The sequence below is a fragment of the Bradyrhizobium archetypum genome (assembly GCF_013114835.1).
Lineage (GTDB): Bacteria > Pseudomonadota > Alphaproteobacteria > Rhizobiales > Xanthobacteraceae > Bradyrhizobium > Bradyrhizobium archetypum.
On record NZ_JAAVLW010000002.1, the window covers coordinates 484,033 to 509,392 of the forward strand.

Here is a 25,360-nt window from a genome sequence, read left to right on the forward strand (position 1 = left end):
TCTGATCCAGTCGGCTCCGGAGAGAGCTGCAAGCGGGAGCTTCGGCCCCGTCCAATATTGGATTTGGGAGGAATTTATGCGCGCCCTGTGCAAAGCAGCTGTCCTTGCACTTGCCATCATTGCCGTCTGCGCTCAGTCGGGCGTGCCGGCCTATGCCGGGCCCGAAGGTAAACGTATCGCCCTCTTCATAGGGCCAACCCAGGACAAATTCCTCGGAGGTATCACCAGGGGCGTGACCGACGCAGCTGCCGCCAAAGGCATGAAGGTCACGGTTTTCTCCAGCCCGTTCGATCCCACGCTTCAAGCCCAGCAGATCGATGACGCTGTTGCGCAGAAATTCGACATGCTGATCCTCCAGCCCATCAGCCAGAAAGCCGTCGTGCCGCCTCTGACAAGAGCCAAGGCGGCTAATATTCCGGTTGTCCTGGTGGTCGTACCGCTCACTGACGCGAGTTCGCAGGACCTCTATCTGTCGTACGCCGGGTACGACGATCGCGCTTTGGGCAGTCTTGCCGGAGAGACGATGGCCAAGCAGCTCACTGACGCCGGTCACAAGGAGGCGAACGTAGTGATCGTCGCGGGTTCAATGGATGAAGGAAAGGCGCCGATCCGCCAGAAGGCATTTGTTGCTGCCCTCGAATCTCACCCCGGCTTCAAGGTCGTTGCGACGGAAGACACGAAGTGGAATCCAGTGACCGCCGAAACGATGGCTGGCCAACTACTGGCTCGCTTTGCCTCCAAGGGCATCGCCGGCATCTATGGCATGAACGACACGCTCGCCAATGCCAGCATCCAGGCGATCGTCGCAGCCGGCCTCAAGCCCGGCACCAAGCCGGGCAATATCATTGTGGTCGGCGGCAATTGCCAAGGCGTCGGTATTGAGAACATCAAGAACGGCAAAATGGCCGCTACGTTGTTCGACAATCCAGTAGATGAAGGCAAGTTGGCCGTCGATAAGGCCGCCGACTACTTCAACGGCGCCAAGCTCGACAAGGCTTATTACCTGACGCCTGCCGAGCCGATCACCTCCGCGAACGTCGCAGCGTTCGAGAAGCCGTGCACGTACTAGCTAGGTCTTCGTCGCAAATCTGACGCAATCGAGGATCGCCGTGCTCCAGCTTGATCGGGTATCCAAGTCGTTCGGAGCGGTGCTCGCACTGTCCGAGGTTTCCTTATCGTTCGAGCCCGGGATCGTCCATGCAATCTGTGGAGAAAACGGAGCGGGGAAGAGCACCCTGGTCAAGATTCTGTCCGGCCAGTTTGCCGCGACGGCCGGTTCCATTCTGTATCAAGGCTCTCCCGTCGCAATCCCCAGTAGCCGAGCCGCGCAGCAGTTTGGCATCTCGGTGGTTGCGCAGGAACTCAGCGTTTGTCCCGATCTGTCTGTCTACGACAACATCTGGCTTGGCTCGGTCGAGACGCCGTTCTTTCACAAGCGTTCGACATTGCGCGCTCGGGCGAGGAAGGTTCTCTCCCAGCTCGGCCAATCCGATCTGTCGCTCGACACGCCCGTTCGTTCGCTGAGTCTCGGTCATCGGCAGCTCATCGAGATCGCAAGGGCGCTGGTACGAAACGCCCACACCCTTATCCTTGATGAGCCGACTGCAACGCTGTCGGACGGAGAGATCGGCCTGCTCTTCAAGGCGATCGAAAGCGCTCGAGCCGAGGGATGTGCGGTCGTCTACATCAGTCACCGGCTGAACGAAATCTATGCCTTGTGCTCGACGACCACGGTGCTTCGCAACGGCAGACTCGCTTACACGGGGCCGACTTCTGCGCTAAGCCGCGAAGATCTGATTAGGCATATGCTGGGCCGCCCTTCTTCCGAGATGTTTCCTCCTCTCGGAAAGACCGGTAGGGAGGCGGCACTGACGATCGGTCGGCTGAACGTGCCGGAAAGGATCCGTGATTTCAGCGCTCGCGTTGCGGCTGGCGAGATCATGTGTATTGCAGGACAGATCGGATCTGGCGCGATCGATGTCATCGAAGCTATTGCAGGCCGCGCCTACGATGCCTCCGGCGAGGTCGAGGTCGGCGGCAAGCGCCTTGCCCTCGGTTCCGTGGAGCGATCGCTTGGCGCTGGCGTCATCCTCGTCTCCGGCGATCGCGCAACCGATGGAATCTTCCTGAATCTCAGTGTGCTCGACAATCTCGTCGCGGCGAACCTGTCGGGCCTCTCGCGTGGCGGCATGCTGCGCCAGGCGGAACTGGTCAAGTTCGCCCGGGCCAGCGGTCAGAAGGTCGGGATCGACGTTGACCGCCTGAAGGCGCGCGCCTGGCAGTTCAGTGGCGGCAATCAGCAGAAGCTGGCGTTCGGCCGGCTGGTTGGATGCAAGGGGATACGCGTTCTGGTCATGAATGAGCCGACGCGCGGCATCGACGTCGGGGCGCGCGCCGACATCTACGGATTGATGCGTTCGTTCTGCGACGAAGGCTATGCCATCCTAGCGACGTCGACTGACGTCGAGGAGGTCGTCGGCATCAGCGATTCCGTGGTGACGATGTATCGCGGCGAGGTTGTCGGTCGATATCGCCGCGGTGAAGCTGATAGCGCCCGCATCGTCCGCGACATCACCCACCCATCGCCTGAAGGAAATGGTCTGCTCTCGTGACATTGTCATCCTGTAATCGGTCGGCGGTCTCGCCGGCGGCCCGCGTATCGTTGCAGGACGCTGTACGGCTGCTCGCGCTGGTGGCTGTCGCCGCCGTCGGTCTGCTGACCCCGGGTTTCCTCACCCAAATCAGCATTTTTTCGATTCTCACCGCCGCGGCCTTTACCGGATGTGTTGCAATCGGCATGACGTTCATCACGCTGGGCGGCAACGTTGTTTCGTTCAGCTTGGGGGTGACGCTGTCGGCAACGACAATCATCTTTACCGCGTCACTGCCCTTTGGCCTTTTCGCCGCGATCTTTGCCGCCCTTGCCTTCAGCGCGGCAGTGATGGCGGCGCAAGGTTGGCTCGTCGGCTACCTCGGGGCCAATCCGATCATCGTCTCGCTGGCCGCGCTCTCGATAATCACCGGCGCGGGAACCTGGATCACGGGGGGGCAGGGGGTTTACCCGACCGGCAGCGGAGGCGAAATCCTGTCCGGCACGATCGGCTATCTGCCGGTCCCCGTCATGGTTTGCGTGGGGCTGATGCTGGTTGGTCAGTTGATTGTTACGCGGACCTCGTTCGGACGGCGCCTGATCATGGTCGGCAGCAATCGCAAGGCGGCAGAAATCGTCGGCGCGCGGCCAGCCTCCACGACTGTCGGCGCCTACCTGCTTTCCGGAGTGGCGACCGGGGTCGCGGCTATCCTGATTTCGGCGCGTTATCGCTCGGGCGATTTCGAACTTGGCAACGGTTACGACTATGCAGCCATCAGCGCGCTGCTTGTCGGCGGCAACGCCATACAGGGCGGTGCGGGCTCTCCCTTGCGTGCAGTCGTTGGCGCGCTCGGCATCGCCACGATCCAGTCGCTGCTGGTTCTCTGGGGGCTGAGCACGCAGCTGCAATATCTCGTCGTCGGCGTGGCAGTGCTGCTGGCGATTGTGCTGCAGGCAGCGGGAGAGAGATGATGGATGCTCGCCTGAGCGGCGTTCTAAAGTCGCGGGATGCCCGTCCCTATCTGGTGGCGGTGCCGATCCTTCTCGCAGTTCTGGCGATCGACCATGGCCAAGGCCGTGTGCTCACGCTCAGCAGCGCCTTCAGCGTCCTGCAACAGTTCGCTACGATCGGACCGACGGCGCTTGCCCTCGGACTAACCATGATCGCGCGGGAGTTCGATCTCTCTGTTGCGGGCATGACCAACTTCGCGGGATGCGTGGCGGTGTTGTGCGGGGTGCAGGATCCGCTTCTGGGAATTCTGGCGGCAGGCTGCATGGGCCTGGTAGTAGGAGCAGCGCAAGGCTTTCTGACTATCGCGCTGCGATTGAGTTCGGTGGCGGCGACGCTGGGGGGACTGCTGACTCTTGCCGGTGCAGGGTACGTCATCACCGGAAATGCGACCGTCGGCTATCCTCGGATGGACGTCGCGCTGATGGTGAATTCACCGGTGCTCGCCATTTTTTCGTTGCGCAGCATCTTCGCTCTCACAACTTTCGTTGCCGCTGCACTGATCCTTGCCTACACGCGCATCGGTCGCGATCTCATCGCGACGGGCAGCGACCCGCAGGCGGCGCGCGTCGCCGGCGTCCGAGCCGGCTTGATGGTTGTCGGTGTCTTTGCCGTTTCCGGTTTTTTGGCGGCAACGGGCGGCGCTCTGGTCAGCTACAGCATCGCCGCCGCCTCGCCCGCAGCGTTGACGAACACGCTGATTCCTGCCGTGGCTGCGGCAATAATAGGCGGTGTTTCGTTGAGCGGCGGGCGCGGCACGCCGCTTGGAATCGCCGGAGGCGTTCTGCTGCTGAGCATGTTGCGGACGGGCATGTCAGCGGTCGGCATCCCGCCGTTCGCGCAAGATTTGGGCACCGGCATTGTTCTCTTTGCGGTGGCGCTTGCGGACGCCGAGCACCTGAGAATGCGGTTTTATGAACTTCAGCGTATCGGCCGCAAACGGCCGGCTTAATCCGGCTACAAAGGTGGGTAAATGAAAGTAGGCGTCATAGGCGTTGGCCGCATGGGACTGGCGGTGGCCAGGCGGCTGGTCAGCCGCGGCTTGGAAGTCAGCGGCTGGGATGTCGACGATATGCGCGAGCAAAGCCTCGCTGGCGTGGGCGCGCGGTGGTGTGCGCGTCCGGCCGAAGTAGTTGCCAATTCCGATGTGATTCTTTCGATCGTCACCGACGACGCGGCGGTCCGATGGTTGTTTGAAAATCCGGACGGACTTCTTTCCTCGCCGGTCTCGGGCAAGTTGTTTGTCGAAATGAGCACGGTGCAGCCGGAGACGATCCGCCGGGTTGCGCGGAGCGTGGAGAGCGCCAGCGGGCGTCTCCTCGGCGCGCCCGTTCTTGGGACGATCCCGTCGGTCGAGGAAGGCAAGCTTTTCGTCCTTGCCGGCGGCGCTCAGGAAGACATCGAACGGTCGAGGACGGTGCTGGCGCATCTGGCCCGGGAAGTCCTTCATCTTGGCCCACTTGGCGCGGGCAACGCGATGAAACTAATCGTCAATCTGTCGATGGCTGCTTATCTGCAGACGCTGGCGGAGGGATTGGCACTCGGTGCGGAGGAGGGACTGACAATCCCCCAGATGCTCGACGTTCTCGGGCAGGCGCCCACGGCCAATCCGTGGCTGGCGACCAAGAGGCCGGTTCTGCTCGGAGGACCGGCGACGCTGACGCTCGATCTGGCTGCCCTTCGCAAGGATGTGCTCAACGCGGTGACGACTGGATCAGTTAATGGCGTAGCCATGCCGATGGCTTCGGGCATCCTCAGCGCGCTTTCCGCGGCCGTCGTGGCCGGTCATGGACCCGAGGATCTCGGCATTCATCCGCAATTCTTCCGCAACCGGATGGTCCGGCGAAGCGGAGACGCTTCGAAGTGAACCTGTTGAAAAAAAGGGCCGCGACCAGGGCCCGGCCGAATGGAGAACAATGAAATGATGACTCCCCAGGACCAGCGTTCGGCGACCAATCCCGTCTTCGGTTTGCGCAAACTGAAGCTCGGTACGTTCCAGAGCAATATGGACAGCGGCTGCGTGATGTCGGCGCTCGACGGGCGCCTGCAAATCTCCTGGCCCAATACCCTGGCACTCGCAAAGCTTGCCGACGAGATGGACTTCGAAGCGATTGTGCCGGTGGCGCGTTGGCGCGGTTTTGGAGGTGCGACCAACCCTCAGGGCCCGGGGCTGGAAACCTATACCTGGGCTGCGGGCATCGGTGCTGCGATGACCCGCGCCGGCGTTGTCTCGACTTCGCATGTCACCATCAATCATCCGATCGTAGCTGCGAAGCAATCGATGACCATCGATCACATCACTAAGGGTCGATTCACGCTCAACATCGTCACCGGCTGGAATAAGCCCGAGATCGACATGTTTGGCACTCCGATGCTGGGACACGACGAGCGTTACGACTGCGCCGAAGAATGGCTCGAAGTCGTGCGCAAGCTCTGGTCGAGCGAAGAGGAGTTCGATCACGAGGGCCGCTACTACCAGATCCGGCGGGGCTATATGGAGCCGAAGCCCATTCAGAAGCCGTTCCCGGCGGTGATGAATGCCGGTGGTTCGGAACGCGGTCGGCGCTTCGCTGCACAGCACTGCGACATCGTTTATACAGTCCTGACCTCGACCAATTTCGACGATTGCAAGGCCAGCATCAAAGCGTACCGCGACTTGGCCCATCGGGAATTCGGCCGCGACCTCAAGGTCTGGAGCCTTGCCTATATCGTGCAGGCGCGCACCGAAGCGGAGGCGAAGTCCTTCTACAACGACTACGTCAACGTGAAGGGCGACTGGGAAGCAGCCGGCAACGTGATCGACACGATGGGGCTGAACGCCAAGACGATACCGCCGGAGCGTCTGCAGGCGATGAAGGAGAGGTTCATCGCCGGCTGGAGCGGCTACCCCTTGATCGGAACCAAGGACCAGATCGTCGACGGCCTAGAGAAGCTGTCGGAGATGGGACTCGACGGTGTCCTGCTGTCGTGGCCAAAATACATCGCGGGCATGGAGGAGTTCAAGCGCGAGACCTATCCGCTGCTCCTGCAAACCGGCCTGAGGTAAGAGCATCACATGCTTGGGCCACGCGGGACCGTCAAGCTCATCGGACTGAGCGGTAATTTAAAACGCCCATCGAAAACTCATGCGCTTGTCGGGCAGGTGCTGGAAGCGATCAGTCTGCGCTACGGCGTTGATGGCATCCATCTCGATCTTTCGGATGCCCTGCCGGAGCTGGGGCTGGCTTTCGAGCGCGATGCCATCAAGCATGGTCTCGCGCGCGTGATCGAATTGATCGAGACGGCCGACATTCTCGTCGTCGGATCGCCGGTCTACAAAGGATCGTACTCGGGCCTCTTCAAGCATCTGTTCGACCTCGTGGATCCGAACGCGCTGAGCGGCATGCCCGTGGTGATCACCGCGACCGGCGGAGGTGACCGGCATGCTCTGGTCGTCGAACAATCTATGCGCCCGCTGTTCGGATTCTTCATGGCGCATGCGATGCCGACGGCGATCTACGCATCGGCTCGGGATTTTGACGGAGACCGTGTGGTAAGCTCTGATACCTTGAAGCGGATCGATGGTGCCGTTGCCCAGCTCGGTCCATTCGTAACAGCGCACAATCCTGGCCGTCGCCAGCGGTTGCAGCCAGCTGAGGACGGTGTGTCCGACCAGGTCGCTACCTTTGACTGCGCGTTTTCGTGAGGCATTGGCAGAGGTCTCGTTTGAGATGGAGATCGCCAGCCAACTCGTCCGTGCTGCAATCAGCGAAGGCAGAGAGCAGAACCTGGCTCCTCGGCGCAGGCTCGCCCTTGCTTGTCCTTCCATCCTTGGCCCGGACACTTCCGGCGAGGTCGAGTCAGTGATTGTCGCCATGGCTGACGGTCTTTGGGTCGGCATCGCATCCGACCATACCGACCGCAAGGCGGAAGCTTCGGGCATCGCCCTTTCAAAGCAACTATGCGGCATGCCCATCGGCCCACAGCTCTGGTCCAATTCAGAAGTCGAGGGGCATTGGGATGAACTGGTCCTTCGCTCCTGCGCGACGATCGACGGGAAACGGGTACTCTACCAAGAGAGCCCTGTGTCCTCGCTGAGGACGCCGCGCGATCTCATTCGTCGCTACACCGAAACGGACACGCTGTCCGCAGGCACACTGATGTTCTGCGGGACGCCGGGCGCGATCGGAGGCATTCGGCCGGAGACGCGTTTTGAGATTGAGCTGAAGGATCCGGTCCTTAACCGCTCCCTGACCCATAGCTACGACGTCGACGTCCTGCCAGTCGTCTCCTGATTCGTCTCGCCAAACGGTGTCATGACAGCAACAAAGGAACGCTCGCACCCTTTTGCCGTCGCGCGGCTGGAGGCAGCCCTTGCGCGCATCCGAGGTCGGCGCGACGCTTCGCGGTCTCGGGCTAGCGACCTTGGATGGCATTGATTTGAGAACGCGCGCTCGCATTGAAGCCGGCGCCGGCATCCTCGGCACCGAGTATGTCGACCAGCATAAGCCGTTGATTTGCTGGTGGGCGGGCAGGACTCTAACCTGCGACCAGATCAATATGAGCGCAGGACAATTGTCGGCTTCGTTGATCCTAACGTGTTTTGGTTTAGTCTTGATCGCGTTCGTCGTGCTTTGTTAAGGTTGTTCTGGTACGAAGCTCGTGCGGTCCATGGCCGTCGGTCGAGTGGGTCGGTCCTTACCGACAAGGCCGGTAGCCGAACGAGCGTCCGCGGATGACCGGCTGGTCACGCGGCATCGCCCGCGAGGACCAATCCGATCGATGTGATGTGTAGACATCTCGTATCGTCGGTGTCGGTATGGCCGACCCCGATAACGACCAGTTTGTTTCCTTCCAAATCGATCTCGTTGCCTTCCAAGGGATCCTCGACGGAAATAACCGCCGGCTCGCTACAATGGCGTCGGCGAGAGCGTTGCACTGATCTACCGTCAGGGACGTATCGACCAGGACCGCGTCTCAGCGAGTCCGCCATTTCTCCCGTCATTCCGCCGCCATCAGCTTGCCGTCTCCCTCCGTCGCCGACTTCTTCTTGCCGAATATCCAGCTCTGCAGCCTGTCGAGGTAGATGTAGACCACGGGCGTCGTATACAGCGTGAGGAGCTGCGACACCGTGAGTCCCCCGACGATGGCGTAGCCGAGCGGCTGGCGAATCTCGGAGCCGGCACCGGTGCCAAGCATCATCGGAACGCCGCCGAGCATGGCGGCCATTGTGGTCATCAGGATCGGCCGGAATCGCATGATGCAGGCGCGATAGATCGCGTCTTCGGCCGATAGTCCCTCCTGCTGGCCCACATGCAGGGCGAAATCGACCAGCATGATGCCATTCTTCTTGACGATGCCGATCAGGAGAATGATGCCGACGATCGCGATCACGCTGAGATCGAGGTGAACCGCCATCAGCAGCAGCAGCGCGCCGAGCCCCGCCGATGGCAGCGTCGAGATGATGGTGATGGGGTGGATCAGGCTCTCGTACAGGATGCCGAGGATCAGATAGATCACGAACAGCGCGGCCACGATCAGGATTGGCGTGGTGGACAGCGAGTCCCCGAACGCCTGCGCGTTGCCCTGGAAGCTCGTTTGCAGCGAGAGCGGCTTTCCGAGCTGCTTCTCGATGGTCTGGATTGCGGTGGTCGCCTGGCCAATCGCGGTTCCCGGTAACAGGTTGAAGGAGATCGTCACCGACGGGAACTGCCCCTGATGGTTGATAACGAGCGGGGCGACCTTGACCACGCTGTCGACCAGCGTCGATAGCGGCACTTCCTGTCCGGTGGAGGATTTCACATAGATTCCGGTCAGCGCCTCTGGAGAGTACTGGAATTTCGGATCGACCTCCATGATCACATGATACTGATTCAGGGTCGTATACATGGTCGACACGATGCGTTGGCCAAAGGCGTCGTCGAGCGTGTTGTCGATCGTGAACGGCAGGATGCCGTAGCTTGAGGCCACCTCTCGCTTGATGGCGATGTCGAGCAGAGGACCGGAATTGAGCTGGTCGGTCGCGATGTCCGTAATGCCGGGAACCTTCTTGATCTGCTCCAGGAACAAGGCCGCCCAGTGGTTCAACTCGCCTGGATCGGCGTCGCCCAGCGTGTACTGATATTGCGTTTTCGAAACGCGGCCGCCGATGGTGATGTCCTGCGCGGCCTGCATGTAGAGCGTGACGCCCTGGATATTCGCCAGATTTTTCCGCAAGCGAGCGAGCACCGTCTCCATGCTGTCGCGTTGCTTGTAGGGCTTGAGCGCAATGTAGACGCGACCATTGTTGACAGTGGTATTGCCGCCGCCGGCACCGATCGCCGAGCCGACCGATGCGACCGCCGGATCCTGCATGATGGCGTTGAGCAGCGCCTGCTGACGCTCGGCCATCGCAGAATAGGAAATGTCCTGAGCTGCTTCGGACAGGCCGATGATCAGCCCGGTGTCCTGCTGCGGAAAGAAGCCTTTGGGGATGACGACGTAGAGATAGCCGGTCAGCCCGATGGTCGCAAACATCGTCAGCAAGGTGATGAAGCGGTGACGAAGCACGATCTTGAGACCGGCCACATAGACTTCGAGTAGTGAATTGAAGCCACCTTCGAGGATGCTGAACAGCCGTCCGTGCGTCCTGTTTTCCGGCTTGAGCAGCCGCGCGCACATCATCGGCGTCAAAGTCAGCGAGATCAGGAGCGACAGCACCAGGGCTACGCTGACGGTGACGGCAAATTCGCGGAACAGCAGCCCGACATATCCGCCCATCAGGAACAGCGGAATGAACACCGCGATCAGCGACAGCGTGATCGACATGATGGTGAATCCGATCTCGCCGGCGCCCTTCAGCGCCGCCTCGAATGGCGTGGCGCCGCCTTCCATGTGCCGTACGATGTTCTCGATCACGACCACGGCGTCGTCGACCACGAAGCCGACGGCGATCGACAGCGCCATCAGCGATAGGTTGTCGAGGCTGTAGCCGAGTTCGTAGAGGACAGCGAGCGTGCCGATCAGCGACAGTGGAACGGTAACCGCCGGGATGACTGTTGCCCAGAAGTTTCTCAGGAAGATGAAGATCACCATCACCACCAGCGCAACCGTCAGCATCAGCGTGAACTGAACGTCGTGGATGGATGCGCGGACCGTATCGGTGCGATCGGAGATGACATTGACCTTGATCGCGGGCGGGATCGAGGCCTGTAGCACCGGCATTTCCGCCTTGATCCGCTCGACGGTGTCGATGACGTTGGCGCCGGGCTGGCGCTGGATCGCCAGGATGATGGCGCGCCGGTTGTTGTACCAGCCGGCGATCAGGTCGTTTTCCGGCGCGCTGACGGCGCGGCCGACGTCGCGGATACGGACCGGCGAGCCGTTTCGATAGGCGATCACGAGATTGGCGTAGTCCTCCGCCTTCAAGAGCTGGTCGTTGGTGTTTAGCGTGAAAGTCTGGCGCGGGCTGTTGAGCGTGCCTTTCGGCATATCGACATTGGCCTGGCCGAGCGCCGTGCGGACGTCCTCCAGATTGATGCCGCGCGCGGCAAGCGCCTGCGGATCGAGCTGCACGCGCACGGCGGGCTTTTGCTGGCCGCCGATGCCGACGAGACCGACGCCCGGTATCTGCGATATCTTCTGCAGCAGGATGTTTTCCGCGTACGCATCCACTGTGGTCAGCGGCAGACTGTCCGAGGTCAGGCCGAGCACGAGGATCGGCGTATCGGCCGGATTGACCTTGCGGATCGTCGGCGGATAGGGGATGCCTGCCGGCAGGAACGGGCTCGCGGCGTTGATCGCCGACAGCGTGTCGCTGACCGTTCCGTCGATCTGGCGGTTCAGATCGAACTGCAGCGTGATCTGGGTGAAGCCGAGGGCGCTCGCCGAGGTCATCTGGGTGAGACCCGGAATCTGGCCGAACTGAAGTTCGAGCGGCGTCGCCACTGACGCTGCCATGGTCTGCGGATCGGCGCCCGGTAGCTGCGCCGTGACCTGAAGCGTCGGATAGTTGACGTTTGGCAATGCCGCGACCGGCAGCAGCGGGTAGGCGACGAGGCCGCCGACCAACAGGCCGACCATCAGGAGCGCGGTCGCGATCGGCCGCTGAATGAACGGCGCGGAAATGTTCATGGGATCATCGCCTGTTGTGCCTGCTGTGCCGTCGCTTCCTCGGCCGCTTCGCCGTGCAGGATCGTGATGTGTGTGCCCGGCTGCAGCCGGTATTGTCCGTCGACCACCACCTGCTCGCCCGCCTTCAGGCCGGAATCGATCAGTGCTTCACCGTCGGTGATCTGCGCGACTTTGATGGGCCGCATCGCCACGGTATTGTCCTGCCTGATGACATAGGCATAGGCGCCGTTCGGCCCCTGCTGCACGACGTTGGCGGAAACGGTCAGGCCGTTGTGCCGGGTCGTAACTAGCAGCCGCGCATTTACCAGCTCACCCGGCCACAGCTCGCGGGACTTGTTGGGAAAGTTGGCCTTGAGCTGGATCGAGCCGGTGGTCTGCAGGATCTCGTTGTTGACCAGCGCGAGCTTGCCCTGTCCGAGCTGGACCGAATTGGCCTGATCATAGGCGAGCACCGGCAGCGGCGTGCTACTGGCCTGCTGTTGCGTTACGATCTGCGGCAGCACCCCTTCCGGCAGGGTGAAGATCAGCGAGACGGGATCGAGCTGCGTCACGACGACAAGGCCGTTGGTCGTCGTCGGGCTGATGATGTTGCCAACGTCGATCTGGCGAATGCCCACCACGCCGTCGATCGGCGAGGTCAGGCGGGTGTAGCTGAGTTGCACCTTGGCAGCGTCGATCAGCGCCTGGTCAGTCTTGATCGCGGCTTCCAACTGGCCGACCTGCGCTTTCTGCGTTTCGATCAATTGTGGCGTGGCCCAGCCCTTGTCGCCAAGTTGGCTGTAACGCGTGAGATTGGCGCGGGCATTGGTCAATTGAGCCTGATCGCGCTGCAGATTTCCTTCGAACTGGTCGATCTGCGCCTGGTAGGGACGCGGATCGATTTGCGCGAGCAGGTCACCCGCATGGACGGTCTGTCCTTCGGTGAAGTTGATGCTGATGATCTGGCCCTGGATCTGGGCGCGCACGACGTCGGTGTTGTAGGCGATCACGGTGCCGACGCCGTTCTGGTAAATTGGCACGTCATGCTCGGCGACTACGCCGGCAACGACGGGCACCGGAGCTGGCGCCGCCGCCGCGGCGGCGGCGGCTTTGAACGTATTGGCGTGCGTCAGATAGAGAAGGCCGCCTGAGGCGGCGACGCCGAACACGACTGCTGGTATTGCGACTTTCATTTTCATGGCTGCTTCTCGCGAGTGGGTTTCCGATCAACGGAGCATCGTAGCGGCGGCTGAAAGGCCGGGTATCGTGTTCGGCGCCCCTGTGATGGGGTCCGTGGGCGCAGCGACGGCTGTCGTGTTCGGGGTCGGAAGTGTGACAGCGGGCACCGTCGGGATCGCTGGCGCGATGGTGCTGACGGTGGGTGTCACGGTAATGGTCGGCACCGCCGCGGCGGAGCTGATCCCGAGATTGCCGATCTCAGTCGAGCCCATTGGAATGCCGGTCCGCATCACGCCGCCGGGCGCCACCGGAGAGGTCGGCATCGATGATGCGGCAAGGTTGCCCGATCCCGCGCCGCACATGCTCGACATCCCGGACGTGTCGATCAGGGCCGATGTCGGCGGAATGCCCGATGACGACATTGCCGACGACATTGGCGCTCCCGCCATCGGCATCGTGGACATCGTGCTCTGCGGCGTGACGGTCCCGACTGCCACGCCGCCCCCGTCGAAGGTGGCTGTCGATCCGAACATCGTCGAGGGTGCCGTACCGATGGTCGAGCATACGGTGCTACCGATCGTGCCGGTCGGCGCCGGACTTACGCCGGGGGATGCGATTTCCGTTGCGCCGAGCGGGATCCCGGTGCCGCCGACCGGCGCGTTTGGCACCATGCCAAGCGGCGATGTGGCCGAGAGCGAAGGCGTCGGCATCACCGCAGCCTGCTGCGCGAAGGCTCGGCCGCACAGCAAGGCCGAGGCTGCCGTGATCATCAGGAAGCGTTTCATGTTGCTCTCCAGTGTCGTTCAGTCGGCACGACGAACGCGTGGAGCGAAGTCCACGCGACATCTGCCCGGCTGTTGGGGGAAGATCGGTCCGGAGGACGCCAAGAAGACCGGAAAAACGTCCTCCGAACCGACGGCCCGCGCACGCAGAGGTTTGCGCGGCGAGTTCAGCTACAGCTCAGCGGCAAGGGGGTGTTGGGTGCAGGTAGTACCAGTCGTAGCAGTCGGGATAACCGTAGTAGTATCCGTAACCGTATCCTGGCCCGTATGCGCCGAAGCGATGCAGAGCGTGCTGGTGGAGTCCGAAGCCATGCGCGCCAATGTGACCGACGCTGCCGATGTGGCCATAGCCGAGGCCTCCCACGTGTTCCCCGGCACCCATGCCGCCGATATGGGCGCCGCCGCCAAAGCCTCCGATGTGGCCTCCGCCACCAAAGCCGCCGCCCATATGGCCTCCGCCACCGAAGCCGCCTCCAAAACCTCCGCCGTGACCACCGCCACCACCGCGGGCTTCGGCGGCGCCCGCCAGCAGGCTCGAAGCAAGAAGAGCTGTTGCCAATATCGCAATCATCCGTTTCATCGTGACACTCCTTTTCAGTCAGATTGCTCGGCGCCGTGACGCGCTAACTTTCAGCGAGCTGCGCGAGCCAACGTCGGATGGGTGACAGGTAGGTGCGATGCACAACGCATCCATTAAATTCGGCGTTAGTCGCGTTCACGAAGAGCGCAGCGCCAGACGGGCATAAAAGGCGAGCGCCGTGCGCGCGGTAAAGAAACGGGCTGGCGGAAATCCCGCCAGCCCATCATGCGTCGTCAATCGCAGCGCGTGGATCAGTAACCCGTGTTGGGCTCGCAAGGCGGCACGGTCCAAGGTGCAGTGGCATACGCACCGACGTCCGGTGCGCGGACGCAGCTACCGCGATCGGCCGAACGCGTGACGGATGCCATATTCGCATAGTCGTTGGTTACGACATGCCGCGTGCTGTGCGTGGCGGCGCGCGCCGGTGTGGCGAGGGCGGCCGCGGCGAGCAGCGCAGCCGACAGGAGTTTCACTTTGCGCATGGTATTCTCCATTCGGTGAGGGGAAGCCGGGTTGGCTTCTTCGTCTGACGTGCGGCTCGCCTGTCCTCGTCCAAAGCGAATATCGCTTCACGCGCTTTCAACTCGACGTGAGGATGACGCAGGCCTCGATCTGCCCGAAATCGCGGCGGCTGAAGTGATAGTGCAGGCGTGCCGATTGATTAAATCTCTATTTATTGGTGCTACTCGCCGACAAGGGCTACCTGTTTGGGACGGTCCTGCTGTGCTCGTCCCGAGGCGGCGGAATGGCTGCCGGGCGGATGGTGCCTGCCGGATCCCCTAAGGGATGGCGGCGCCGTCTGGTTCCCTGAACGTGAGATGTGCGGGCCTCGCCATGGCTTTGTCGGCTGGCCAGCGTATCATTATAACCGCCGCGAGTGCGCATCTTGAGGGCAATCGGACTGATCAGATGACGAAGGTTCTCCTCATAGAAGATGACAAAGAGACGGCGGGAGAAATCACCGCCGAACTGGCTGATCGCGGCTTCGACGTGGAATGGTCCTCGGACGGGCTGGACGGGCTTGCCAAGGCGCGTAATCTGCGGCCGGACGCCATGATAGTCGACCGCCTGCTGCCGGGAATGGATGGTCTCACCGTGATCGAGTCGCTGCGGAAAGATCAGGTGCGGACGCCTGTGCTCGTGCTGAGCGCGCTTGGCGCGGTCGATGACCGAGTGCGCGGATTGCGGATGGGCGGCGACGATTACCTCACCAAGCCGTTTGCGATCGTCGAACTCGTCGCGCGCATAGAGGCGTTACTTCGTCGCCCGCTGGAAACGCGGGAAACCATCTTGCGGGTAGGGCAACTTGAACTCGATCTGATCGAGCGCACGGCGAGGCGTGGCGATCGCAACATCGATCTGTTGCCGCGCGAGTTTCGGCTGCTCGAGTACATGATGCGACGGTGCGATCAGTTGTTGACGCGGGCGATGCTGCTCGAAGAGGTGTGGAATTACAAGTTCGTTCCGGCAACCAACCTGGTTGACGTGCATATGGGCCGCGTGCGGCACAAGGTGGACGGCCCGGGCGACACCCCGATGATTCACAATGTCCGCGGCGCAGGGTTCATTCTGCGCGCAGTACCCTGAGCAATTTTAGCGATCGTGGCGGGCACCCGCGCGGGCCCGGTGAGGCAATTGGGCGGCAGGTCCCGAAGCGTCAGATGCAATTCGTGCGCTCCAACACGTTTCACTGGGCCGCAGCACTGGCAGGCCTGTTTGCAGCTTTTGTCACCATCCTGTTCGGGTTCATTTACTTCAAAATAGACAGCTACCTGATCGCGCGTTCAGATCGGATGATCACGACGCAGGTCAATTTTTTTGCGGCGTTGCCGCTCGATCGTCTGATCGCCGCTCTCGACGATCATCTGGGGCAGGACTCCCGCGGCGTCCAGTTTGCCGGCGTCTTCGATGCGAAGGGAAGTCGGCTTGCCGGCAATGTCGCAGGCCTGCCGGGCGGGCTCGAGATCGGTGCTCCGGTAAAAAGCGTGCGGCTCTCGCGAGTTGATGACAAGGAGGTCAATGTGCCATTGGTCAGAGCCGTCGCGCGGGCGCTTGATCACGGCAATGTATTGGTAATTGGACGCAACGTCGACGAAACAGGGGAGATATCCAGGGTTGTCGGAGGGGCCCTCGCGTTTGGATTGCTGCCCGCATTCTGCTTTTGGCTGCTGGCAGGCGCGTGGCTGAGCGTTCGCGCGCAGAGACGTGTCGAAGAGGTCAACTTGCGGGTCCAGCGCATCATCGCAGGCGACCTGCGCGAGCGATTGCCACACGGGAACATCGATGAACCGTTCTCGAGGCTAGCGGCCATCGTCAACGGCATGCTCGATGAGCTGGAGACCACCATCAACGCGCTGGCGGGCGTCGGCAACGACATCGCCCACGATCTCAGAACGCCGCTGACGCGCGCACGCCTGACGCTCGAACGCGGCCGTACCAATGCGACCTCGCTGGAGCGGCTTCAGGAGACCACCGACAAGGCCATTGCTGGCATTGACCAGTCACTGTCGATTGTCACGGCGCTGCTGCGCCTGGCCGAAATCGAAAGCAGCCGCCGGTCGTCTGCATTCGGAAGGGTGGCGCTCGACGAAATGCTGCGTGAGGTCTGCGACATGTACGAGCCGATCGCAGAAGACAAGCACATCGCGCTGAACGTGGATACGTCAGGCAAGCTTTATGTGCACGGCGATAGGGATCTGCTGCTGGAGGCGGTCGCCAATCTCGTCGACAACGCCATCAAGTTCACGCCTGAAAACGGCGCGGTCAGGCTGGATCTGCTGCGCGGCCAGGGAGAAACCATCCTGCGCGTGACGGACACGGGGCCGGGGATCAGCGATCAGGAACACGACGCCGTTCTGCGCCGATTCTATCGATCGGACAAGATTCGCAACACGCCAGGCGTCGGCCTCGGACTCAACCTGGTTTCGGCCATCGTGAAGTTGCACGGATTTCGTTTGATCATCCACTCCGGCCCGGGGGGCCGGGTGGAGATCATTTGCCCCGATGAGCAAGCCGGCCGGAGATAGGGGGCGGCGAGCTGTTCGGCCAGGGTCATCCATGCCGGCGGCCATCATGCACGGTGCCGGACGCGTGATGGACCCGGCTGTGCTGCCAGACGTTTGGACCGGCCAAGCCGCTTTCCCGCTCATTATAGGATTGCATCACCGAGGGCGGCAGCCCTTCCATCCTGTAGGCCGGCGTGGGCGCACCACCATTCAGGACGTCCAGGTTCGGGTAAAAGAATGCGAAAGCACCAGGCTCCTGGATGGCTTCCTGCGCGAAAGCGGGGGCTGCTGCCATCATCGACAGCAGTCCCGCGACGGCGATTGTCTTGATCGAGATCATTGTCTTTCTCCATGTTTGTCGATGCGGGAATTCGCTGGACGCGCAAGCGCGGCCGCGCGCCGCAAGGGACGTGCGTTCTTCGAACGCGAACTGCTCGTTTGAAACTGCACCCGGAGAGCGGATGCATGGTGGAGATGTAGGGCGAGGGCGGCGTCACCCCACTAAATTGCCTTTTACAAAGCTCAACCAATCTTGAGCCTTATCGGGGGGCGTCGCACGGGAAGCGGTTGCTTCGAAGTTGCTGTCCAGACGGATCGTGCAATTTTGAAATTCGAGACCGGAATGGCGCGCACGCTAACGGCGAATTTAGAATCCTGAATCCCAATTTAATAGATGCGCTGTGGTGTCGTCTCCTAGGGTTCAGCTGCCGGACCCGATGGATTGGAGCTACCCATGAACGCGCACAGCACGACCATAGACAGGCGAGAGATGTTGACCGGCGACAGATCGCGGGATCTCGCCGATGAATACGTCTCCCTGATCAAGCGATACGCTCTGCTCGAACAGCCGCGTGAGCAGCAGCTTGCACGGCGCTGGCAGGAGCATCGGGACCGCCGGGCGACCGATACGCTTGTGATCAGCCATCTACGCCTGGCGGCAAAGGTCGCGCGGCGCTATCAGCGATACGACCTTCCGCTTGCCGATCTGATCGGCGAGGCCAATCTCGGTCTCGTCATCGCGGCCTCGCATTTTGAGCCTGGCCACGGTGCAAGGTTTTCCACCTATGCCCTGTGGTGGATCAAGGCCGCCATCCACGATTACATTCTGCGGTCGCGCTCGCTGGTCAAGATGGGGACCACGGCCGCCCAGCGGAAGCTGTTCTTTGGCTTTAGGCGCGCCATGCGCAAGTTCGGAGGCGACAAGACGGGGCTCACGCAGGAGGTGGCCGAGGCCGTCGCGCGTGAGCTCGCGGTCCCGCTTCGCGAAGTGATCGAGATGAGCAGCCGCCTGACAGGGGACCTTTCCCTGAACAGGCCCGTCAATGACGATGGGGCGACCGAATGGGAGGCAACACTGGTCGATCAATCGCCGAATGCCGAGGCGATCGTCACCGAGCAGGATGAAAGCGCGCGAAAGGCAAGAGCACTCCAGTCAGCCCTTGACGTGCTGACGGCGCGTGAACGTCGTGTGTTCGCGGCGCGGCGGCTCAGCGAGGATCCGCCGAGCCTTGAGGAACTCGGGCGTGAGCTGTCCATTTCCGGCGAGCGCGTGCGGCAAATCGAAACCGTGGCCTTCGAAAAGGTCAGGCGCGCGGCCACCAGGAATTTGCGACCCGCTCTTCTCCCGGTGTGAGAGGTAGCCAAGTCCCGAGTGTTGCTCCGGGGCTTTGCAGCTCGACCAGCTCGTTTTCGCCGACCGGGCTTACCGCCCAGCTTGTCATCGCAGACCCATATCTCGTCGTGATGCTGATGTGGGCTGGCAAGGTTGAGATCGAAGTACCAAAGCGGCTCAGCGGCTATCTCGCGCGGATGAAGACGAGGCCTTCGGTCGTCAGAGCGCTCGCATATGAAGGCCTGAGCCTGGACTCACGGCAGTGGTTCTCCTGACCGGGGTTGGGGTCGAAGACCTCTGGCGCGAGCCGGAGAATGCCGCAGCAGCAATTGGAGCGGCAGCAATAGTCGCAATGTGAAGTTAAAGGACACAACTATGGACGATGAATCCACCGAAAGCGGCGCCAAGATTACGATCGAACGTCAAGGACATATCCTTCTGATCGGGATCAACCGACCTTACATCCACAATCGTATTGACCCCGAGGCGTATCATGCACTCGCGAAAGTCTATTACGACTACGATCACGAAAGTTCGCTGAGAGCAGCCGTACTTTTTGGCCAGGGTGAGAACTTCTCGCGCGGCGTTGATGTCGACGCATTCACCGAGCTTGCCAAGACCGGAAAGCCGACTGAACTCGTCGAAGGAGAGCTGGATCCTCTCGGAAAGATCAAGCGCTTGAGCAAACCGCTCATTGTGGTCGCGCATGGTGATACATGGAACATGGGGCATGAACTCCTGCTCACCGCGGATGTCCGGATCGCTGCCGCCGATGTCCGGTTCGGCCAGGATGAAAACACTCATGGTCGCTTTTCGGGTGGTGGTGCGACCGTGAGGTTCGTCCGCGAGGCAGGCTGGGCGAACGCGATGAGATACATGTTGACGGGCGACCATTGGGGAGCGGACGAAGCGCGCCGCATTGGTGTCGTTCAGGAGATCGCGTCTGACCGCGAGAAGGCGCTTGCTCTTGGTATCGAGATCGCGGGACGGGTCGCCCGCTGCGCGCCGCTCGGCATCCGGACGACCCTCGCATTAGCCCACCTCGCGATAGATGCGGGGGAGGACGCAGCCTACTGCGAACTCGATGCACAATATGGCGCGCTATACCGCACGAACGATTTTCTTGAGGGGCGCAAAGCGGAGGCGGAAGGCCGTCCACCGAATTATGTCGGCACCTAACGGGCGTGCCTTCTCCATCGATCATTAGATCCCGTTATTCGGCGGCGCAGCCGCCGGAATGCGGGCTTGGTAGTGCCCGAAACGGATCAGTGTAACTAAGTCGCCACAGCAAACCGGATTCCGCCGGCATGTGTCAAGCAGCGTGCAGACACGCGCGGGCAACAGAATGAATTGCATTTCTTCGAGGGGGAAGGCAGCGGTGGCGGTTGCGGACTCGTTTGAAGAGCCTCCAAGCCTCGAACGGGTTCGCTCGCGTCTCTGCCCTCGCAGGTTGCCGTTCCCGTCAATTCGGCGCTGAGCGCTCGGCGCCGCGCAAATATGCTGGAGGCCGTTCGGGCGCTGGGCCTGCTGACCGCCGCGCAGCGCGAGTAGCTGGCCGATGTCGTAGCTGGCGAGGTCGCCGTCCACGTCGATCATGTGCACTGATTTTGCCCTAGTTCGGTCTCAGCGTGCCGATCGAAGCGCATTCTCGATAACGATGCTAACGCTCTGAGGCCCTCATCGACCTCCGCATCACGAGTACGTTTCGCCCCGACAAGCGATGATCGCTGCTCGGTCGGTGGGGCTTCGTTTCCATAGTGGATAGGCATTCCGGTTGGAAAGCGTCGGTGCGTGTGCATCACTCTTACGAGAAGCTCGCGGAATATCGGCCGAAGGGTATGCGTCATCGACGGTGAAGAGGGTTTTGCGCTGCTTCGAAACAGAATCCTGTCTCCGTTGTAATGATCCGCTCGCGTGATTGTGCATGGTCAAAACGCGTGAGGCGCCTAGCTCTAAGTCCAGGTAACCGTAACACGTGGAGTATGAGCCATGAGGCCGCTTTCGTTTCTTTGCATCGCCGCCTGCCTTGCGCTCTCGAGCGCGGCGTCTGCCCGCGGCGGCGGGGGATCGCACATGTCGATGGCGAGCGGCGGTGCGCTCGGTACGAGCGCCGCTGCGCCGGGAACGAATTCCCTGGGCACCGCACTGCCGTCATCCGGCATCGGTGGTCACGCCATGAAGGGGCCGCTGCTCGGCACGGATCCTACCATCGACAAGGACGACGCACGGCTTGAGAAGATGCTCGAAGGATCTATCTGCCGCGGCTGTTGAAGAAAGCGGATTGTGTGCGTTGACCGGCGCTCGTCGCTTGGCGACCTTCTAGCTATCGATCATGAATGCGGGGCTGTCGCTGAACATCGTGGGCGCGAAGCGAAGGCCTGCAGGGCGGTTACTGGCTCGACTCTTGGCCACACTTCTTGGCTCGGCATGTCGTCCGGCAAATCTGTGCCGGATTGCAGGTCACCTTTGCCTTTGGGCGAATTGCTTTTTCTATTTGAGGGCGGATGGTACTGCCAGAAAACTTAGAAACTGCTTGGGGCTATCCCAATGATGGTTGGGCAAGGCCAGCGCCCCGCCTACGTATGCGCGGGATGGGAAATCGATCTTGCCAGACGAGAACTGCGCTCATCAGGAACTCAGGCTGTTAAACCGCTGCCTGGCAACCTCGCTGAAGCTGTGGCAGGAGTCACAGCTCGACCGGTTCTGGTCGAGCGGCTAGAGCTGGGCCGAAAGGGCACCCGGTGGGGATGATGCTGTTCGCTGAACAGAAGCTATCGCCCTCTCACTCGCAAATTCACCGGAGCCTGTCCATCCTCCGTGTCCAGGATGTAGGCTTTCACTCTGGGTAGAGTCTTCTCCATGGCTTCAAGATAGAGGCGGGTGCGCGTGAGCTCGGGGGCCTTCGCATACTCTTGCTGTAAAGCTTTGAGGCGGGTGGTCGTGCCTACGGCTTGCGCGATGCGCTGCTCACGCCGACTCTGCGCTGCCTGGACCAATGTGTGCGCCTCCCCGCGAGCCTTAGGCAGTAGGTTGGCCGCATAGACCCGCGCCTCGTTGCGCGAGCGCTCGCGATCAGCCATGGCGTCCGCCACATCTTGAAAGGCCTGTGCTACCGCCGCGTCAAGTGTCATGGCCATGATGCTGGAAGCCGTGATCTGAACGCCGCTTCGGTAGCGATCGAGGAGCTCCTGAGTCCGTATCTTCACCCTGTCCTGGATGGCAAGCCTGCCTGTGGTCAAGACCTCATCAACCGACATGCCGGCCAAAACTTGGGTGAGCACACTTTCGGCGAGCCCGCCGATCAGCTCCTTTGTGTCCTCGACATGCAGCAGGAAGTCGGCAGGATCGCGTATCACGTATTGTAGCACGAGCGCGATGCTTAGGATGTTCGTGTCGCCGGTCAGCAGCTCCATCCCAATCGCGGTCTCCTGCTCTCGCTCGGGCAACTCGAAGCCCACGCCGACCTTCGAGACACTTGTGGTCTTAACCACGTCGACCCGGTCGATGGGCCAGGGGAAACGCCAGTGCATGCCGGGGCCCAGGCGGGCATGGGGCGCGCCGAGGCGGCGCGCCAAAGCTTGCTCGTCCGTTGCGACGAGATGGAAGCCCGTGGCGAAGTAGGCCGCGATCAGCAGGAGCAAGAAGATGATACCGCCCCGGAGCACGTGCGCGCGCCAGCGCGGATGCCTGGGGGCGCTTTCCGCCCGGTCCTGCGGCACCACGTCTTCGTGGCTGGTCGTCATGGCGATTCCCCGCGTGACGGTGGCCGCTGACCTTCGACACCAGCGCCCACGGTCTCGCCGTTCCTGGGACGAGCCTTGGGCGGCGGGTTAAGATCAAGCGCGACTGATGCGCTCGGCTGCAGCATTTGCAGGAGTTCGGACTCGGGCGGCAGGAACAGGGTCGTCTTGTCGTCGAGGATACGATCATAGGCCTCGAGTGTGCGGACGAGCTTGAAAAAGGGTAGATCGGCACCAAACTCGCGCGCGTAGATTCTCATCGCCTCAGCCTCTCCCTCGCCGTCGAGTCGCCTTGCTTGTTCGTTGGCCTCGGCGAGGATGCGTGCCTTCTGTCGATCGGCTTCGGCGATGATCCGCCTCGACTCGGCCTTCCCGTCGGAGCGCAGTTGCATGGTGATGCGGGCTCGCTCTGCCTTCATCCGCTCAAAGACGCTCTGCCGGTTCTGCTGAGGCAGGGCGAGTTCACGCACACCGAGATCGATCACCTCGATACCGTAGGCGGGCGCAACAAGAGCCTGAACGCTGGCACGTACCTCCGCGACTATTGCCCCGAACCTGTTCTGTGAACCATGCGGCGCGATCAGGGAGGCGAAGCTGTGGCGGCCGAGCACTGCACCGACTTCACCGACGATAGCCTCCGTCAGCCGCTGCTCGGCATCGCCGCGCGTGGCAAGCGTCGCGAGGAAGCGCGTCGGCTCGGCGATGCGCCAGGTAGCGAGCATGGCAACGGACACGTTCTTCCTGTCCGCCGTGACGTACTCAACGGGCCGAGTGCTCAAGTATAGGAGGCGCTTGTCGAATCGCTGCACACGCTCGAAGGGCAGCTTGAAGCCTAAGCCCGGCACTTCAACGAGTTGCACGATCCGGCCGAAGCGCGTGACCATCCCGTGCTCAGTGATATCCAACGTGAAGAGGCTCGCAAAGGCCGACAGCACGAGCACGGCGATAGCGGCAGGCGTCAGCACCCAAAGCGCTGCCCTCCGCCTGCCGCCCGAGCGGCTTATCTGCCAACTCCAGGATGAGCTGCCTTTCATCGGTTGCCGCCCGCGCTGATCGGAGGCTCAAGGAGCCAAAAGTCGAAGTCCTTGATGGCACTCGCCTTTGGCCGGACAAGCTTGTGCACCTTCGGCAACACGTCCTCGATCGTCTCGATCTGCAAGCGGAATGCAGCCAATTCGGGCGCTTGCCGAAACGCCTCGACTTGTAGGCTGAACGCTAGGGCCTCGCCGCGAGCTCGGCGGACCTGTTCCTCCTGGACGGCGAGTGCACCCTCGACCGTCGCCGCGGCCTCTCCTTTCGCTTCGTTTACCTCCTCGGCGGCGAACCCCTTGGCGCGGTTGATCGTGCGTAGCTTGTCCTCCTGTGCACTAGCCACGTCTCGCTCGGCGTCGTGTGCTTCCTGGGGCGCATGGACGTAGACCAAGCACACCGAGACGAGCGCGATGCCGGCGTTCAGACCGTCTAGGCGCGCCTGAACGAACTCATGCAGTCGCGCCTCCACCTCGGCTCGGGCGTTTGTTAGCAACGCGTCGATTCGCTGAGTGGCAATAACGCTACGCAGCGCTGCTCGAGTAACGCTCCGGACGAGCGCGTCAGGCTCCGCCAGATTTGTGACGTAGGCCACCGGATCCTTGACGCGGTACTGCACGGTTGATCGAAGATCGATGAGGTTGGCATCACCGGTCAGGAGGAAGGACTCGCCCTCCAACACCTCGCGCTGGAACCAGGAGCCCTTGGCCTTGATCGCCTCCGGCACTGGATTCGAGGGGCCGCCCGTTGTGAGCCGCTCGCGGGCGAGTGTGCGCATCGTCAAGCTCTCGTCCGCCAGACTGCGGAAACCGAGCTCTGCACTCCTCGTGCGTTCGGTTTCGACGAGACGGTGCGTCTCGATTGGCCAGGGAGGGCGGTAGTGTAGGCCTGGGCCGAGGTCGGCCGCGACGATGCGAGCAAACCGGAGGCGCAGGCCGATCTCCCCGGACTGGATCGTAAAGAAGCCGCTTGCGAGCCAGAGGAGGACCAGGCTTGCCATTGCCGCGATCTTAACGCGGGTGTCAGTAACAAACACGCGGATCGCGGCCGCAAACCTGTCGCGCAGCCGGACCCACCTCGACGGCGCGTGCGTGCGCGGCACGTGCGTGTGGAGCGAGATTTCCCCGGTCCGGAGCTCACGCACGGCCTGTCGGAGGATTTGAGCGGATGACCACAGGAACAATCCCGCCATGATGGCCGCCACGATCAGGTCGGGCCACTTGGTCGCCGTTGCCCAAACGCCGAGCGCAGCGAGCATCACGGCGACGTTGCCAATCGCATCGTTACGCGAGCAAAGCCACACGGACCGCACGTTGGCGTCGCCATCCTTGTAGCGTATGAGGATGACGACGCTAGCCACGTTGGCAGCGAGAGCCAGGAAGCCGATGGCGCCCATGATCTCGGCGCGGGGCACACCGAGCACCAGCACGTGATAAGCGGTCGCCCCAAACACCCACAAGCCCATCAGCGTGAGGCTGACGCCTTTCACAAAGGCCGCACGCGCCCGGACCCGAACGGATGCACCGATGACCGCGAGGCTGATACCGTAGGTCGCCGCGTCGCCCAGGAAGTCCAGAGCATCGGCCTGCAGCGCCTGCGAGCCGGCGAGTGCGCCGGCTCCTATCTCCACCAGGAACATCCCGGCGTTGATCGCAATGACGATCCAAAGCCGCCGCTTGTAATCAGCCGACAGGCCTTCGAAGGTGGCGCCTTCTCCGCAACAGGCTACGCCCATGTTCAGAGCCCTACGCTTCCTGAAGTCTC

Annotated in this window: 23 protein-coding genes and 1 pseudogene; 15 read left to right on the forward strand and 9 right to left on the reverse strand. The window is 62.0% G+C overall.

Going from position 1 to position 25,360, the window contains the following annotated elements; translation table 11 throughout:
• The first annotated feature begins 76 nt into the window (after positions 1-76).
• The 9 genes from HCN50_RS06780 to HCN50_RS06820 all read left to right on the forward strand — a co-directional run bounded on the left by HCN50_RS06780 (position 77) and on the right by HCN50_RS06820 (position 8,219).
• Positions 77-1,069 (forward strand): sugar ABC transporter substrate-binding protein, encoded by a 993-nt coding sequence (locus HCN50_RS06780; RefSeq protein WP_171708854.1) that lies wholly within the window; start codon positions 77-79, stop codon positions 1,067-1,069.
• A 40-nt stretch (positions 1,070-1,109) separates the two neighbouring features.
• Positions 1,110-2,612, forward strand: a complete 1,503-nt coding sequence (locus tag HCN50_RS06785) for a sugar ABC transporter ATP-binding protein (RefSeq protein ID WP_171708855.1) — start codon at positions 1,110-1,112, stop codon at positions 2,610-2,612.
• Between the two features lie 80 nt (positions 2,613-2,692).
• Positions 2,693-3,562, forward strand: a complete 870-nt coding sequence (locus HCN50_RS06790) for an ABC transporter permease (protein WP_171708856.1) — start codon at positions 2,693-2,695, stop codon at positions 3,560-3,562.
• The gene (locus HCN50_RS06795; protein WP_171708857.1) at positions 3,562-4,551 is read left to right on the forward strand and encodes an ABC transporter permease; all 990 of its coding nucleotides are present in this window, start codon (positions 3,562-3,564) and stop codon (positions 4,549-4,551) included. The genes HCN50_RS06790 and HCN50_RS06795 overlap by 1 nt, the downstream gene beginning before the upstream one ends.
• A gap of 21 nt (positions 4,552-4,572) precedes the next feature.
• Positions 4,573-5,466 (forward strand): NAD(P)-dependent oxidoreductase, encoded by an 894-nt coding sequence (locus HCN50_RS06800; protein WP_171708858.1) that lies wholly within the window; start codon positions 4,573-4,575, stop codon positions 5,464-5,466.
• 54 nt (positions 5,467-5,520) lie between these two features.
• Positions 5,521-6,645 (forward strand): LLM class flavin-dependent oxidoreductase, encoded by a 1,125-nt coding sequence (locus HCN50_RS06805; RefSeq protein WP_171708859.1) that lies wholly within the window; start codon positions 5,521-5,523, stop codon positions 6,643-6,645.
• Positions 6,646-6,654: 9 nt separating this feature from the next.
• A complete protein-coding gene (msuE, locus tag HCN50_RS06810; protein ID WP_171708860.1) occupies positions 6,655-7,284 on the forward strand; it encodes an FMN reductase in 630 nt (209 codons plus the stop codon).
• Positions 7,285-7,309: 25 nt separating this feature from the next.
• Positions 7,310-7,873 carry a DUF2848 family protein gene (locus tag HCN50_RS06815; RefSeq protein WP_235976803.1) on the forward strand — a complete coding sequence of 188 codons (564 nt, stop codon included), beginning with the start codon at positions 7,310-7,312 and terminating at the stop codon, positions 7,871-7,873.
• A 79-nt stretch (positions 7,874-7,952) separates the two neighbouring features.
• The gene (locus HCN50_RS06820; protein WP_171708449.1) at positions 7,953-8,219 is read left to right on the forward strand and encodes a hypothetical protein; all 267 of its coding nucleotides are present in this window, start codon (positions 7,953-7,955) and stop codon (positions 8,217-8,219) included.
• Positions 8,220-8,579: 360 nt separating this feature from the next.
• On the opposite strand, the gene HCN50_RS06825 is transcribed toward HCN50_RS06820, so the two are convergent.
• Together HCN50_RS06825 and HCN50_RS06830 are read right to left on the reverse strand one after the other, a co-directional pair.
• Positions 8,580-11,690 carry an efflux RND transporter permease subunit gene (locus HCN50_RS06825; protein WP_171708861.1) on the reverse strand — a complete coding sequence of 1,037 codons (3,111 nt, stop codon included), beginning with the start codon at positions 11,688-11,690 and terminating at the stop codon, positions 8,580-8,582.
• Entirely contained in the window at positions 11,687-12,868 is a 1,182-nt protein-coding gene (locus HCN50_RS06830; protein ID WP_235976804.1) for an efflux RND transporter periplasmic adaptor subunit, read from the reverse strand. The genes HCN50_RS06825 and HCN50_RS06830 overlap by 4 nt, the downstream gene beginning before the upstream one ends.
• A gap of 94 nt (positions 12,869-12,962) precedes the next feature.
• On the opposite strand from HCN50_RS06830, the gene HCN50_RS06835 reads away from it, so the two are divergent.
• The gene (locus tag HCN50_RS06835; RefSeq protein ID WP_171708862.1) at positions 12,963-14,249 is read left to right on the forward strand and encodes a hypothetical protein; all 1,287 of its coding nucleotides are present in this window, start codon (positions 12,963-12,965) and stop codon (positions 14,247-14,249) included.
• Positions 14,250-14,461: 212 nt separating this feature from the next.
• Here HCN50_RS06835 and HCN50_RS06840 read toward each other — a convergent pair whose 3' ends face one another.
• On the reverse strand, positions 14,462-14,692 hold the full coding sequence (locus HCN50_RS06840) for a hypothetical protein (RefSeq protein WP_171708863.1): 231 nt from the start codon (positions 14,690-14,692) through the stop codon (positions 14,462-14,464).
• Positions 14,693-15,119: 427 nt separating this feature from the next.
• Between HCN50_RS06840 and HCN50_RS06845 the strand changes: the two genes are divergently transcribed.
• On the forward strand, positions 15,120-15,797 hold the full coding sequence (locus HCN50_RS06845) for a response regulator transcription factor (protein ID WP_171709198.1): 678 nt from the start codon (positions 15,120-15,122) through the stop codon (positions 15,795-15,797).
• 74 nt (positions 15,798-15,871) lie between these two features.
• Positions 15,872-17,236 (forward strand): ATP-binding protein, encoded by a 1,365-nt coding sequence (locus HCN50_RS06850; protein ID WP_171708864.1) that lies wholly within the window; start codon positions 15,872-15,874, stop codon positions 17,234-17,236.
• Between the two features lie 25 nt (positions 17,237-17,261).
• Here the strand turns inward: HCN50_RS06850 and HCN50_RS06855 are convergent, their stop codons facing one another.
• Positions 17,262-17,555 carry a hypothetical protein gene (locus HCN50_RS06855; RefSeq protein WP_171708865.1) on the reverse strand — a complete coding sequence of 98 codons (294 nt, stop codon included), beginning with the start codon at positions 17,553-17,555 and terminating at the stop codon, positions 17,262-17,264.
• Positions 17,556-17,948: 393 nt separating this feature from the next.
• Between HCN50_RS06855 and HCN50_RS06860 the strand changes: the two genes are divergently transcribed.
• Entirely contained in the window at positions 17,949-18,848 is a 900-nt protein-coding gene (locus tag HCN50_RS06860; protein ID WP_171708866.1) for an RNA polymerase factor sigma-32, read from the forward strand.
• A gap of 354 nt (positions 18,849-19,202) precedes the next feature.
• Entirely contained in the window at positions 19,203-20,006 is an 804-nt protein-coding gene (locus HCN50_RS06865; RefSeq protein WP_171708867.1) for an enoyl-CoA hydratase-related protein, read from the forward strand.
• Between the two features lie 24 nt (positions 20,007-20,030).
• On the opposite strand, the gene HCN50_RS06870 is transcribed toward HCN50_RS06865, so the two are convergent.
• Positions 20,031-20,423: a hypothetical protein gene (locus HCN50_RS06870; RefSeq protein WP_171708868.1), complete on the reverse strand. Its 393-nt coding sequence runs from the start codon at positions 20,421-20,423 to the stop codon at positions 20,031-20,033.
• Positions 20,424-20,816: 393 nt separating this feature from the next.
• Between HCN50_RS06870 and HCN50_RS06875 the strand changes: the two genes are divergently transcribed.
• Positions 20,817-21,098 carry a hypothetical protein gene (locus HCN50_RS06875; protein ID WP_171708869.1) on the forward strand — a complete coding sequence of 94 codons (282 nt, stop codon included), beginning with the start codon at positions 20,817-20,819 and terminating at the stop codon, positions 21,096-21,098.
• Between the two features lie 500 nt (positions 21,099-21,598).
• On the opposite strand, the gene hflK (HCN50_RS06880) is transcribed toward HCN50_RS06875, so the two are convergent.
• From hflK (HCN50_RS06880) to HCN50_RS33460, 4 genes and pseudogenes are all read right to left on the reverse strand, one after another.
• Positions 21,599-22,570, reverse strand: a complete 972-nt coding sequence (gene hflK / locus HCN50_RS06880) for an FtsH protease activity modulator HflK (RefSeq protein ID WP_171708870.1) — start codon at positions 22,568-22,570, stop codon at positions 21,599-21,601.
• Positions 22,567-23,532 carry a protease modulator HflC gene (gene hflC, locus HCN50_RS06885; RefSeq protein WP_171708871.1) on the reverse strand — a complete coding sequence of 322 codons (966 nt, stop codon included), beginning with the start codon at positions 23,530-23,532 and terminating at the stop codon, positions 22,567-22,569. The genes hflK (HCN50_RS06880) and hflC overlap by 4 nt, the downstream gene beginning before the upstream one ends.
• 65 nt (positions 23,533-23,597) lie before the next feature.
• Complete coding sequence (gene hflK, locus HCN50_RS33455; protein WP_235976849.1) at positions 23,598-24,596, reverse strand: FtsH protease activity modulator HflK; 999 nt, start codon at positions 24,594-24,596, stop codon at positions 23,598-23,600.
• A 123-nt stretch (positions 24,597-24,719) separates the two neighbouring features.
• Positions 24,720-25,331: pseudogene (locus HCN50_RS33460) on the reverse strand (cation efflux transmembrane domain-containing protein); the annotation flags it as partial.
• Positions 25,332-25,360: the final 29 nt, after the last annotated feature.

What these genes read in the sequence shown, in the direction of transcription:
- HCN50_RS06780 (WP_171708854.1), top strand. Translation starts at nt 77, where the DNA reads ATGCGCGCCCTGTGCAAAGCAGCTGTCCTTGCACTTGCCATCATTGCC.
- HCN50_RS06795 (WP_171708857.1), top strand. Translation starts at nt 3,562, where the DNA reads ATGGATGCTCGCCTGAGCGGCGTTCTAAAGTCGCGGGATGCCCGTCCC.
- HCN50_RS06800 (WP_171708858.1), top strand. Translation starts at nt 4,573, where the DNA reads ATGAAAGTAGGCGTCATAGGCGTTGGCCGCATGGGACTGGCGGTGGCC.
- HCN50_RS06805 (WP_171708859.1), top strand. Translation starts at nt 5,521, where the DNA reads ATGATGACTCCCCAGGACCAGCGTTCGGCGACCAATCCCGTCTTCGGT.
- msuE (WP_171708860.1), top strand. Translation starts at nt 6,655, where the DNA reads ATGCTTGGGCCACGCGGGACCGTCAAGCTCATCGGACTGAGCGGTAAT.
- HCN50_RS06815 (WP_235976803.1), top strand. Translation starts at nt 7,310, where the DNA reads ATGGAGATCGCCAGCCAACTCGTCCGTGCTGCAATCAGCGAAGGCAGA.
- HCN50_RS06825 (WP_171708861.1), bottom strand. Translation starts at nt 11,690, where the DNA reads ATGAACATTTCCGCGCCGTTCATTCAGCGGCCGATCGCGACCGCGCTC.
- HCN50_RS06830 (WP_235976804.1), bottom strand. Translation starts at nt 12,868, where the DNA reads ATGAAAATGAAAGTCGCAATACCAGCAGTCGTGTTCGGCGTCGCCGCC.
- HCN50_RS06840 (WP_171708863.1), bottom strand. Translation starts at nt 14,692, where the DNA reads ATGCGCAAAGTGAAACTCCTGTCGGCTGCGCTGCTCGCCGCGGCCGCC.
- HCN50_RS06845 (WP_171709198.1), top strand. Translation starts at nt 15,120, where the DNA reads ATGACGAAGGTTCTCCTCATAGAAGATGACAAAGAGACGGCGGGAGAA.
- HCN50_RS06850 (WP_171708864.1), top strand. Translation starts at nt 15,872, where the DNA reads ATGCAATTCGTGCGCTCCAACACGTTTCACTGGGCCGCAGCACTGGCA.
- HCN50_RS06855 (WP_171708865.1), bottom strand. Translation starts at nt 17,555, where the DNA reads ATGATCTCGATCAAGACAATCGCCGTCGCGGGACTGCTGTCGATGATG.
- HCN50_RS06860 (WP_171708866.1), top strand. Translation starts at nt 17,949, where the DNA reads ATGAACGCGCACAGCACGACCATAGACAGGCGAGAGATGTTGACCGGC.
- HCN50_RS06865 (WP_171708867.1), top strand. Translation starts at nt 19,203, where the DNA reads ATGGACGATGAATCCACCGAAAGCGGCGCCAAGATTACGATCGAACGT.
- HCN50_RS06870 (WP_171708868.1), bottom strand. Translation starts at nt 20,423, where the DNA reads ATGATCGACGTGGACGGCGACCTCGCCAGCTACGACATCGGCCAGCTA.
- HCN50_RS06875 (WP_171708869.1), top strand. Translation starts at nt 20,817, where the DNA reads ATGAGGCCGCTTTCGTTTCTTTGCATCGCCGCCTGCCTTGCGCTCTCG.
- hflK (WP_171708870.1), bottom strand. Translation starts at nt 22,570, where the DNA reads ATGACGACCAGCCACGAAGACGTGGTGCCGCAGGACCGGGCGGAAAGC.
- hflK (WP_235976849.1), bottom strand. Translation starts at nt 24,596, where the DNA reads ATGGCAAGCCTGGTCCTCCTCTGGCTCGCAAGCGGCTTCTTTACGATC.